We start from the raw sequence: 12,213 nt of genomic DNA, 5'->3' as shown, positions 1-12,213 counted from the left end.
CGCTACGGAGACGTGAAGACGTTGATGAAGTAGTAGTCAGCGGTGTACGGCGACCGCTGTCGGCTCCCCACGTCCCCGGAACCATCGCAGCCCGTGGTTGGCGCAATACCACCCACTGTGTCGAGCCGGAGCACGTAGCCCGTCTGGGTGCCGTCAGACACGGTCCTCGAGAACACATCGGATGGGAGACCCTGGTCGATGCGCGCGGCCTGGGCCAGACGCAGCAGCGCGACGTTGTCCGAACCGTTGGGGACCGAGGCATCGAGCACTCCGACGAAGAGGGTCTGCCCGAGGGTGGGTGAGCCCTGGTTGAGCGCTGGAGCGGAGACACGCCACGAGGGGCCAGCCGGGGGCGTGCCCGCTGGTGGGCCGTAGTCGATGCCTCCCGGGTAGCGGAAGTGATCGAAGACGAGCGTCTCCAGTCCCGAGACGGGCTGGGTGGTGATGGGCTCGAGGCCCGCCTCGGGCTGGAGGAGGACCCAGGCGAAGCTGCCACCGTTCTGACGGCACTCGTAGACCTGGGCCGCTGGCGCCGAGCGCGTGTAGTCCGGTGAGACCGCCGTGGCGCTGGTGCCAAAGGGCGGCGGGTCCGACGGAGTCTCGACGGTGTGAAAGGCAGCGACGATGCGTGCGGAGGGCCGCGAGTCGGAGGGACGGCTGAGCAGCTCGCGAAGGTTGTACGACACGCCTCCGAGCGTCACCCGCAGCAACTCATCCGGCGCACTGGCTGGCAGGCTGGTGGGAGCGTACCGGACAATCTGCTCCAAGGCCTGGGTGGCACGCTCCGAGTCCGATGGCGTCTCCGGCGCATCGTCGCACCCTGTGAGTACAGACGCCGCGAGCACGACACCGACGTAAAAGGCTTTCATGGTCCACCTCCTCGAGGCGGGTTTGCTTCCACGCCGGGAGGGAAACAAGGACGAAACCGCTGACCGTTTGAAAGCGATGCGTCCATTGCCCTTCGGCCCGGTTCGCTCCTGCTCAGACGAATCGGGGCCGCTCCTGCATTCTCATTCGACAGGAAAGACCTCGAGCACCCCAGACCGTGGACTCGCGCCCCCACAATCTGTGGAGGAATGTCCACACCCGGACGGTGTCTCACGAGGCTCGCGCCCCGCGTCCCCGAGACAAGAGTCCCGAACCCGGCCCTGGCTCGGCGCTTGCCTTCCCGCGCGCCGCCAGACAGTTCCGCGGCTCGCTTTGTTTTCAAATCATTCTTTCGTGGAGGAAGTCCTTGTCATCCGGAAATCGATTGCAGGCATTGCTGCTCAGCGGAGTACTCGCCGCGAGCGGGACACCTGCCTGGGCCCAGTCATCCAACGAAGTGCATGCCACCGGCCTGAAACCCCCCACGCAAGAGGAGTTCGACCGGCTGCGGAAGCAGGGCCAGGAGGTTCGCCAGGTCCTGCCCAACCGCATCGCCCTGGAGCGGATGAACGAGCACCGGCGAGCCAGGGGACTGAGGACGCTGGACACGTCGGCCACCGTGGCGGTGGGCCAGGAGACTCTCGGGACGGGCGAGCGCGCGCCTGGAGGTGTCGCGACCTTCACCGCGAGCGCACTGCCCACCCACGTCGACAACAGCACCCTGGACTTCTTCCCCCCCATCCGCAGCCAGGGCTCGATTGGCTCCTGCGTCGCCTGGGCCACGACCTACTACCAGCTCAGCCACACCGTCGCCCTCCAGTATGGCTGGGACGCCAAACACAACACCGACAACAGCCGGCTGTTCTCCCCGAAGTGGACCTATAACTTCATCAACTCCGGCGTCGACCAGGGCAGCTACATCACCAGCGCATACGGCCTTCTGGGGAACCAGGGCGCGGCAACCTGGGCCAGCATTCCCTACGACTCCAACTACACCTCCTGGCCGCTCGACCCGGCCGTGTGGCGCGGCGCCCTCACGTTCCGGACGAAGCCAGTCCAATACATCTCCAGCGTGAGCTCGGCCGATGGCCTGCAACGCGTCCGGGAGCTGCTGGCCAATGGCTACGTCCTCGTCTATGGCACCTACGTCAATTCCTGGCAGGCCACCACGCTCAAGAACGATCCGGCCACGCCCAATGATGACGCGTACGCCGGCAAGTCCGTGTACTACTGGCTCAACGGCACGAACGGCTCGCACGCGATGACCATCGTCGGCTACGACGACGAGGTCTGGACCGACATCAACAAGAACAACGTGGTCGACCCGGGCGAGAAGGGAGCACTGCGCATCGCCAACTCCTGGGGAACCGGCTGGAACGAGGCCGGCTTCACGTGGCTGGCCTATGACGCGCTGCGGTCGGTGTCGGCCGTCGCCGGTGGCCCCAGCACGGGCCGCATCCCGGCCTTCCACGGCGACATGGTCTACCACGTCACCGTCCGGCCCTCCTACACACCGAAGCTCCTGGCGGAGGTGACGCTCAATCATGCGCGTCGCAATCAGATCAACCTCTCCCTCGGCCTCTCGGATGTGAGCACCAGTGTGCCAGCAGGCAGCGAGGGTGGTGGCACGGGGGGGAACGGTGGCACCCCGAAGCCGGTCTGGAACATCACGTCCCTCTGGCTTGCCGGAGGACCCCGTGCCTTCAATGGCTCCACCACCTCGGCGGTGGATGGCACGTTCGTGTTCGACTTCACGGACATCGCCCCTTCCACGCTCGAGGCGAAGCGCTTCCTCGTCAGGCTCGGCGACAACACCGTCGGCGACTCCGCCACGCTGAAGGCGTTCCGCCTCGTGGACCTCACGAATGGAGGCACGACTGTCTCCAGCATGGACGCCCCGCTCTCGGTCGACGCCACGACCGGGGAGGCCCACATCGACTACTCCCTGACGAATCATCCTCCCGTCATCACCAGCGCCAGTCCCGCTGGACGCGTCAAACTCGGGCCGGGCGGCTCGGTGCCATTGCAGGTCGAGGCGACGGACGCGGATGGCCATCCGCTGTCGTTCTCGTGGACCGTGGATGGCGCCCCCGTGGAGGGCAACACGTCTTCGCTCCTCTACACGCCGGTGGCCGTGGGGCCTCACTCGGTGCGAGTTGCCGTCTCGGATGGGCTCGGCGGCGTCGTCTTCCAGCACTGGAACGTGGCCCTCAATGCCAGACCCCTCGCCAACAGCCAGAGCATCACGCTGACCGAGGACTCCTCCAAATCCATCCCTCTCACCGCCTTCGATGCCGACGGCGACGCGCTCTCGCTGAGGCTGGTGGATCCGCCGGCACATGGCTCGCTCACGGGCTCCCTGCCCAGCCCGCTCTACCTGCCGGAGGCGAACTACGCAGGGCCCGATAGCTTCACGTTCCAGGCGAACGATGGCATGGAGGACTCTCCCCTGGCTGCCATCACCCTCACCGTCACCCCGGTGAACGATGCCCCCTCGGTGCGCATCACCTCCCCGGCCCATGGCTCGAGCTTCGCCGCTCCGGCGAGGGTTGCGTTCGAGGTGGCCGCCTCGGACGTCGAGGGCCCGATTGCCCGCGTCGAGCTCTACCAGGGCAGCACGAAGGTGGGCGAGGTCACCAGTGCCCCCTTCTCGTTCGCCCTGGAGGGGCTCGCGGCTGGCAGCTATGGCTTCAGCGCGAAGGCCTATGACTCCGCCGGCCTCGTCTCCTCGTCCACGTCCATCACCGTCAATGTCCTGGCACCCACGCTCAGTGTCTCGGCCTCGGACAGCACGGCCGCGGAGCCGGGCTCCGACACCGGCCGATTCGTCATCAGCCGCTCGGGGGGCGTCTCCGGCCAGGTGCTCACGGTCCAGTACACCCTCTCCGGAACCGCGGCCAATGGCGTCGACTTCGTCTCCCTCCCGGGCTCGGTCACGCTGGGCGCGGGCGTCACGTCCGTGAACCTCGATGTGAGCCCCATCGATGATGCGGCCATCGAGGGCAAGGAGACGGTGGTGCTCACCCTCTCGCCGGACCCGACCTACAAGCTCGGCACCACGGTGAGTGGGACCGTGGCCCTGCTGGACAATGAGTTGCCAGTCGTCACCCTCTCCGCCTCCGACGGGCTGGCCTCCGAGCCAGGGGCCGCTGACACGGCGAAGCTCACCGTGACGCGCACGGGAGCCACCACCTCGGCGCTCACGGTCCGTTATGCCCTGGGCGGGACCGCGACGGCGGGCGCGGACTACGCCGACCTTCCCGGCTCCGTGACGATTCCGGCCGGAGCGGCCTCGGCGTCCATCGTCATCACCGCCCTGGATGATGCCCTCACCGAGGGGAAGGAGACGCTCGTCGTGACGTTGCAGGAAGACTCCACGTACCAGCTCCACACCTCCACGTCGGCCACCGTGTCGCTCCTGGACGACGAGCTTCCCGTGGTCACCGTGACGGCGAGCGACGCGGAAGCCGCCGAGCCGGCCAACCCCGGGGCATTCACCGTGACGCGCACCGGACCGACCACGGCACCGCTCACCGTCCTGCTGACGGTCGGCGGAACGGCGGCAGCCACGAGTGACTACCAGGCGCTCGCGACCTCGCTGGTCATTCCCGAGGGCGCGGCCTCGGCGCAGGTGAACGTGCAACCGGTGGATGATGAACTCGTGGAAGGCAAGGAGGCCGTCACCGTGACGCTGGCGGCGGACGCGGCCTATCAGCTCGCCACGAGCACCTCCGCGACAGTGAACCTCTTCGACGATGAGAAGCCGGAGTTGCGCATCACCGCGGTGGATGCCTCCGCGTCCGAGGCCGGCTCGAATGGGGGCCTGTACTCCGTGAAGGCCATCCCGGCCCCGAAGGTGGACCTCTCCATCGCCTTCACCGTGTCGGGGACCGCCAGCCAGGGCACCGACTATGCGGCGCTCGCCTCGCCGCTGCTCCTCCCCGCGGGGACAGCCTCGGTGGACCTGCCTCTCACCCCCATCGACGACACCGTGAAGGAAGGGAGCGAAACGGTCGTGGTGACCCTCCCGGCCACCACGAGCTACAGCGTCGGGACGGCAAGCGCTACCGTGACGATCGCGGACAACGATTGAGAGGCTTGGCGGGGCCCACCCAACGCGGGCCCCGCCACGGTTCTTCTCAGAGCGTCCGCATGAAGGCCACGAGATCCGCCTTCTCCTGCTTCGTCAACTTCAGCTCCAGCACGAGGTTGAAGAACTCCACCGTGTCCTCCAGCGTGAGGCACCGGCCGTCGTGCATGTAGGGCGGGCTCTCCTTGATACCGCGCAGGGTGAAGGTCTTCATGGACCCCAGCGGCGCCTCGTCGAGGAACCGCTCGACCTTCAGGTCGTGCATCTGGTGGTCCAGGTAGAACGGCGCCGGATGGCACGTGCCGCACTGGCCCTTCCCGAAGAAGACCTTCTCACCGCGCAGCTCGCTCTCGGTGGCCTTGGCTGGATCCAACCGGCCAAGCACGTTGAGCTTCGACGCGGGCGGGAAGTCGAGCATGTTCTGGAACTGCGCCATGTGTGAGACGTGCACGCGGTCGAGGATGATCATCCCCTTCTTCATGGCGTGGATGGGATCGCCGTTGAAGTAGGCGGTCCGCTGCTCGAACTCGGTGAAGTCTTCCACCGAGCGGAGGCTGCGCTTGGAGCTGTGGAGCTGTTGGTTGAAGACCCCGCGCAGGCTGGTGGTGTCCAGCCGGAGCCGGCGCTCCTGGGGACGATCATCCGGGTTGAGATGGAATTGGCCGGTCGTATGGCCGTTCACATGGCAGTCGAAGCACGTCACTCCGAGACTGGGATTGACGGACTTGCGATCGTCCGTGGCGTTGAACTCCTCCTGGGGCAGCGGCATGAGGAGGAAGCGCAGGCCATCGAGTTGGACCGGGGTGAGGATGTCCTTGAACAGCCGGTAGAAGTTGTTGATGGAGACCACCTCCCCTCGCGAGACGTCACCCAGCTCCGGGCGGTTCTGCAGGAACATCGCGGGCGGGAACTCGGGGAGGAACTCCTCGGGGAGATCGTATTCCACGTCGAAGCGTTCCAGCCGCGGGAACATGGCCGTCTGCATCTTCGGGAAGACCATGCCGCCGGTCGCGTGCTTCGGGTGCGGAAGTGCCGGGTATGGGAAGAGGTTGTCCTTGCGGATGGCCTCCGGACTCAGCTTCGCGAGCTTGTCCCAGTCCAGGCCCTTGGGCAGCCGCGCCGTGGGCCCCACCGCGAGCGGCTTGCCCCGGGTCATCCGGACGCTCGGATCCAGACGAGGGGTGAGCTCGTAACGGCTCTCGAGGAGCTTGCGCTGCGCCGCCATGACCTGGGCCTTGGCCGCCATGTCCGCCTGCATGAGCTCCTCGGGGCTCTGCATGGGCTTCTTGGCATCGAGCGGGTCCCGGTAGAACTCGAAGCCCAGCACCTTGCCCTGGTCGGGCTGGGTGCTCAGAGCCGACGAGGACGGCTGCGCCTTCGTCGCGCTGAACGCGTCCGACCTGTCGTGATCGTTCTTCTTCTGCTCCGGCCGGGCCTCCGGGACGGCGCGCGGCGTCTGGAAATCGGAGATCGCATCGTGTGGCGGCTGCGCGCCGTTCTTGGGCGGAGTCTGGGCCCACGAGACAATCGAGAGGGTGAGCAGGAGGGTACCGACGAGGACTCCCGCCCCCACCGGCACGGGTGATGGGCTGTTGCGCATGAGCGCTCCTTTGGCGGATGGGCCGGCGGAGCGTGCAGTCAGGGCACTCGAGCGACAACGCCACTCATGAGCCAACGAGCCCTGCTGCCGCGCACCTGACAGGGCACGCTGGTTTCGGGTTCAACCGAGGACACTGCCCTCAACGTCCCAGCAGCACGGCACGAAACCACCGCCACCACGTCCCCGGGCTGGGAGAGATACGCAACATCGTCTCTCGCACCCGTCGGAGCATCCCGCCCTGCAGCTCACCCACCATGGGCTCCAGGAGCGCCATCGCCTCGGCCCGCTGCCCCTGCTTCGCCAGCAACCGCGCCAGATCCAGCCTGGGCTCGAAGAGCGTGGGATCCAGCTCGAGCGCCTCCTTCAGCAAGGTGATGGCCTCGCGCCGCTCGTTCTTGTGCCGCAGGTAGATCCGGCCCCGCAGGAGCATCCGCACCGCGTCCGCGCGGTGCCCCCGCGCCAGGTACATCTGCACTACCTGCTGCCAGAGGTTCACCTGGGCCGGGAACGTCTCCGCCGCCTGCGTGTAGACGGCCAGCGCCTTGTCGGAGAAGCCCTTGTCCAGGTGGCCCTGCGCCGCGGCGCGGAAGCTCTGGAGCGAGGCCTCGGGCTCGTTCACCCGGGCCAGCAGCGGCGCCAGCTTCCCGTGGACGATCGGATCCTTCGGCTCCAACTCCAGCGCCTTGCGGTAACCCGCGATCGCCTTCTTGAGGTTGCCCTTGGAGCGGGCGCGATCGGCCTCGGCGATCAGCTCCGAGCGCGAGGGAGGCTCTTTCTTTCCGAAGAGCATGGTGCCCCCATGGTACCGCAACGAAGCGCCTCATGAGCGAGTTGCCACGCGGGCGGAAAATCTCACCGCCGGGGCGCGAGAGCAGGTGTCGAAGAGCTCGACTCCTTCCGCCGCCACCCGCTCATGCGGCCGCACGGTGAGGGACGAGCCTGCTCCGCAGCCAGCCGGCGGCGGCTGCCACCGGCCACAGTTGACTGGCCAGGTTCCGGGTCAGGATTCCGGACTGCGTCGCTGGAACGATGAGCGAGGCGGCGAGCCCAACGCTCCGCTGCCTCGGGTCCACCAACCTCCGGTGTTCGGCTTCGTACCTGCGGAAGGCCAGACGGTGGTCGCCAGGACTGGCCTCCAGCGCCTGTGCGAGGGTGAACGCCCCCGCCATGGCCAGAGTGGAGCCATCCCCGAACAGCGATACGCAGGACGCGGCGTCGCCCAGGAGCGCGACCCGGCCTCGCCACCACGGGTCCAGACGCACCTGGCTCACGGAGTCGAAGTAGAGGTCGGCGGCGTCACGCACGCGGCTCAGCAACTCGGGCACCCGCCAGGCATCGTCCGCGTACGTGGCCATCAGCAGGCGCTTGTGCTGCGCCGTATCGCGGTGGTCGAAGTCCGGCACCGCCGGGCTTCTGAAAATGAAAGCCGCCAGGGGGCTGCCTCGTGAAGGGTGGATGCTGACCGCCCTGCCGGGTGCGTTGTAGATGAGGACATCCCGCCCGCTTTCGACGTGCCCCTCGAGCGGCAGGGTCGCGACATAGAGGCCCGCGTGGCGGACGAAGTCGGACTCCGGCCCGAATGCCAGCCGGCGCACCGCTGAGTGCAGCCCGTCGGCTCCGATCACCAGATCGAAACGGCGGGGCTGGACGCGATCGAAGGTGACGTTCACGCCGTCCTCGTCCTGGCTCAGGCCCACGATGGAGTCGTGGAACAGGTACTCGGCGCTGTCCCGGCTCGCCTGGTAGAGGATCGAAGCGAGATCTCCACGTGGGAGCTCGACGTCCCGGGACGCGCTGGCCCGCTGGAGGGCCTGGAGGTCGATCCGGCCGGCGTGTCTACCCGTGGCGTTGACGAAGCGAATGCCCGTGACGTCCGTGGCGGCTTCGCGAAGCCGCGGCATCACGCCCATCTGCTCGGCCACCTCCACGGCACGGCCCCGGACGTCCACCGGGCTTCCACTGGAACGGAGCGCCGCCGATCGTTCGACAACAGTGGGACGGTATCCATGCCGCGCGAGCCAGTACGCGAGCGTCGGCCCCGCGATGCCCGCTCCTGAGATCAGCACTGTTCGATTGTTCATGACGCTCTCCTGGCGACCCTCGAGCCGAGACACTGACCAATGGTCAGCGGAGATTCAATAAGCCTTGTCCCCGGGTCAGTCAACCGATAGCGTCGGCTGGGTGAGTCAGGACGCACCGCCAGACACCCGGGCGCGGATTCTCCAGGTGGCGCTCGATGAGTTCGCCGTCCGCGGCTACCACGCGACGTCGATCCGGGAGATCGCCGAACGCGTGGGCGTGACGAAGACCGCGGTGCTCTATCACTTCCCCGGCAAGGCCGAGCTCCTCGGCGCGCTGGCGGAGCCGATGCTCGACGACCTGGACACCGTGCTGGCCGCGACCGGGGCCATGGAGCCCGTGCAGGCGCGGTGGGCCGTCATCGAGGGGGTGCTCGAGGTGTGGCTGACCCACCGGCGCCTGCTGCGGATGAACCTGCACGACATGGCGATGGCCGCCGCCGCCCCCGTCTTCGAGCGCTTCCGCGATGCCATGATGCGGGCGAACGCCTTGGTGGCAGGGCCAGCTCCCGACTTCACGGACAAGGTCACGGCAGCCCAGGTCATCGGGATGCTCGCGGATCCGGTCGTGCTGTTCGCGGACGCACCGACGGAAGCGCTGCGCGCCAGCGTGCTGCGGGGCGTGCGCCGGGTGTTGGGCGGCAAGGAGCCGCGAGTCGGCGCAGTGGACCGGACAGCCTCCCCAGCCGCCGGCCAGGCGAGGCGTCCGGCTCGTGCCCGCCGTGGCCGGCCGAGCACCATGAGTCCGGAGATGGCCGAGACGGCCCAGCGCATGTACGCCGAAGGAGCCACCGCCGAGGAAATCGCCGAGGAGATGGGCGTCTCACGCGCCACGGTCTATCGGCATCTCGGCTCGGAAATACTGAGACGATAGTGCGACGATTTATGAGACGACATCTGAGATCCTCTCCGTCGTAAATCCGGGAGCCGGGCCCTCCACCGCAACTGACGACAGCCGCGCGAGCAACTCACGGACCCGGAGCCCTCTCCCGCCCCTGCCTGTCCTGGGTGTGTCGCCGCATGCGGCTTCTCTCCGGCCCGGGCCGGCCGCTCGGCCTCCAGCCTGCGCTTCTCTCCCTCTGGAAACCGTCCAGGACGGTAGTATGTAGGGCTTAATGAGCAAGCCCCCAGCATCCCAGATCCCCGCGCCCGAAGCGCGCCGCGTGTCTCCGAACTTCATCACGGAGGTCATCGACGCGGACCTGCAATCGGGGCGGCACACGCGCATTGTCACGCGCTTCCCACCAGAGCCGAACGGCTACGCCCACCTCGGGCATGCGTTCGCCAGCTACCTGGACTTCATGACCGCGCAGGACTACGGCGGCGTCTGCCACCTGCGCATGGATGACACGAACCCCGAAGGGGAGACGCAGGAGTACGCGGACAGCATCATCCGCGACATGCAGTGGGTGGGGTGGGACGCCTCGCACCTGTTCTACGCCTCGGATTACTACGAGCAGTTGTACGGGTACGCCGAGCAGCTCATCCGCAAGGGCCTCGCGTATGTGGAGAGCGTCAGCGGCGAGGAGATGGCACGCCTGCGCGGCACCGTGGACCAGCCGGGCACGCCCAGCCCGTACCGCAACCGCAGCGTCGAGGAGAACCTGGACCTCTTCCGCCGCATGCGCGCCGGCGAGTTCAAGAACGGTGAGCACGCGCTCCGCGCCAAGATCGACCTGGCGAGCCCGAACTTCAAGCTGCGCGATCCGGTGCTCTACCGCATCCTGCACGCGCCGCACTACAGGACCGGGAACAAGTGGTGCATCTACCCGATGTACGACTTCGCCCATCCGATCAGCGATGCCATCGAGGGCATCACGCACAGCATGTGCAGCCTGGAGTTCGTGGACAACCGCGCCATCTACGAGTGGCTGATGGAGCACCTGTTCCCCGCTCGGGAGACGGGCCGGACGCCTCCGTACCAGTACGAGTTCGGGCGGCGCAGCATGGAGTACACGGTCGTCAGCAAGCGCAAGCTGCGCCGGCTGGTGCGCGAGGGAGTCGTGAAGGGCTGGGACGACCCGCGCATGCCGACCCTCAGCGCGATGCGCCGGCGCGGCGTGACGCCCGAGGCGGTCCGGACCTTCGCGGCGCAGATCGGCGTGAGCCGCACCAACCGCACCGTGGACATCGCGCTCTTCGAGAACGCCGTCCGCGATGACCTGAACACCCGCGCGCCCCGCGTGATGGCCGTGACGCGCCCGCTGAAGATCGTCATCCAGAACCTCGACGCGGAGCGCACGCTCAGCCTCCCCTACTGGCCGCAAGACGTGAGCAGCGCCGATGGGAAGGTGCCGCTGCCGACCGGAGAGCGCGTGCCGCCCGAGCAGGCGGTGCGGGATGTACCGTTCACGCGAGAGCTCGTCATCGAGCGCGACGACTTCAGCGCGGACCCGCCCAAGGGCTTCAAGCGGCTCACGCCGGGCGGAGCGGTGCGTCTGCGCGGCGCGGGCATCATCCGCTGCGACGAGGTCATCAAGGGGGCCGACGGTGAGCCGGTCGAGCTGCGTGTCACGCTGCTCGGCGAGGACGCGAAGGCCAGCGGCGTCATCCACTGGGTGAGCGCCACGCGCGGCGTGAGCGCCGAGTTCCGCCTGGTCGACCGCCTGTTCACCGTGCCGGAGCCCGACAGCGAGGCCCAGCAGTTCGACCCGGAGCAGCCCGGCCACGAGGACGACTCGAAGCCGCTCAACACGGACTTCATGCGTTTCGTGAACCCGAACAGCCTGGTGGTGACTCGCGGGCTGGTGGAGCCGAGCGTCATGAAGAATCCGGCCAACGCCCGCTACCAGTTCGAGCGCGCCGGGTACTTCTGGCGAGACCCGGTGGACAGCCGTGACGACGCGCCCGTGTTCAACCGTGTCATCACGCTGAAGGACACCTGGGGCAAGAAGGCGGAAGGCGTAGAGCCCAAGGCAGAGGCCCGGGCGAAGCCCGAGAAGAAGGCCGAAGCGGCGGCCCCCGTCCGCCCGGCGCTCACGGCCGAGCAGGAGTCCACCTTCACGCGCCTGCGCAAGCACGGCGTCACCGAGAACGAGGCACACCTGCTCGCCCGCGAACCGCAGCTCGCCGCGTACCTGGCGGGCGCGGGTGACTCGCGGCTCGCGGACCTCGCGACCTGGGTGGTGAACGACCTGGCCACGCCCATCCGCGAGGGCACCAACCGCGTGGGACTGGAGGCGCTCACGGCGCTCGTCGCGTTGGTCTCGGAGGGCAGCATCAGCACCCGCATCGCCAAGGATGTGCTCGCGGAGGCCCAGGCATCCGGCGAGGCGCCCAAGAGCATCGTGGAACGCAAGGGCTTGCGCGTCGTCAGCGACGAGGGTCAGTTGCGCGCCGCCATCCAGGGCGTGCTGGACGCGAACCCCGCGAAGGTCGCGGAGTACCGCGGCGGGAAGAAGGGCCTGACCGGCTTCTTCACCGGCCTGGTCATGCGCGCCACGAATGGTCAGGCGGACCCGAAGGCCGTCGCGCGGCTCCTGAGCGAGATGCTCGGCTGAACCCGCCCCGCACGCGAGTGCGTCAGGCAGGGGACGAAGTGGAGGCCCGTCCGGGCAGGACGGGCCTCATCGGGCGAC

At 67.9% G+C, this 12,213-nt stretch carries 7 protein-coding genes; 3 read left to right on the top strand and 4 right to left on the bottom strand.

Features of this window, described 5'->3' with window-relative positions; genetic code table 11:
- Positions 1–2: 2 nt before the first annotated feature.
- Positions 3–869 carry a DUF3455 domain-containing protein gene (locus tag DAT35_RS37685; protein WP_108074108.1) on the bottom strand — a complete coding sequence of 289 codons (867 nt, stop codon included), beginning with the start codon at positions 867–869 and terminating at the stop codon, positions 3–5.
- Between the two features lie 365 nt (positions 870–1,234).
- Here DAT35_RS37685 and DAT35_RS37680 point away from each other — a divergent pair, with 365 nt between their 5' ends.
- Positions 1,235–4,960 (top strand): Calx-beta domain-containing protein, encoded by a 3,726-nt coding sequence (locus DAT35_RS37680; RefSeq protein ID WP_146210060.1) that lies wholly within the window; start codon positions 1,235–1,237, stop codon positions 4,958–4,960.
- Between the two features lie 46 nt (positions 4,961–5,006).
- Here DAT35_RS37680 and DAT35_RS37675 read toward each other — a convergent pair whose 3' ends face one another.
- The 3 genes from DAT35_RS37675 to DAT35_RS37665 all read right to left on the bottom strand — a co-directional run bounded on the left by DAT35_RS37675 (position 5,007) and on the right by DAT35_RS37665 (position 8,638).
- On the bottom strand, positions 5,007–6,557 hold the full coding sequence (locus DAT35_RS37675; protein WP_108074106.1) for a cytochrome B6: 1,551 nt from the start codon (positions 6,555–6,557) through the stop codon (positions 5,007–5,009).
- A gap of 139 nt (positions 6,558–6,696) precedes the next feature.
- Complete coding sequence (locus DAT35_RS37670; protein ID WP_108074105.1) at positions 6,697–7,347, bottom strand: lipopolysaccharide assembly protein LapB; 651 nt, start codon at positions 7,345–7,347, stop codon at positions 6,697–6,699.
- A 121-nt stretch (positions 7,348–7,468) separates the two neighbouring features.
- Positions 7,469–8,638, bottom strand: a complete 1,170-nt coding sequence (locus tag DAT35_RS37665; RefSeq protein WP_108074104.1) for an FAD-dependent monooxygenase — start codon at positions 8,636–8,638, stop codon at positions 7,469–7,471.
- Between the two features lie 100 nt (positions 8,639–8,738).
- Here DAT35_RS37665 and DAT35_RS37660 point away from each other — a divergent pair, with 100 nt between their 5' ends.
- Positions 8,739–9,509 (top strand): TetR family transcriptional regulator, encoded by a 771-nt coding sequence (locus DAT35_RS37660; RefSeq protein WP_108074103.1) that lies wholly within the window; start codon positions 8,739–8,741, stop codon positions 9,507–9,509.
- A gap of 241 nt (positions 9,510–9,750) precedes the next feature.
- Positions 9,751–12,135: a glutamine--tRNA ligase/YqeY domain fusion protein gene (locus DAT35_RS37655; RefSeq protein ID WP_108074102.1), complete on the top strand. Its 2,385-nt coding sequence runs from the start codon at positions 9,751–9,753 to the stop codon at positions 12,133–12,135.
- Positions 12,136–12,213: the final 78 nt, after the last annotated feature.

It is taken from the genome of Vitiosangium sp. GDMCC 1.1324 (assembly GCF_003044305.1).
Lineage (GTDB): Bacteria > Myxococcota > Myxococcia > Myxococcales > Myxococcaceae > Archangium.
The sequence above is the reverse complement of the archived record's forward strand: the minus strand, read 5'-3'. Positions and strand labels throughout refer to the sequence as shown.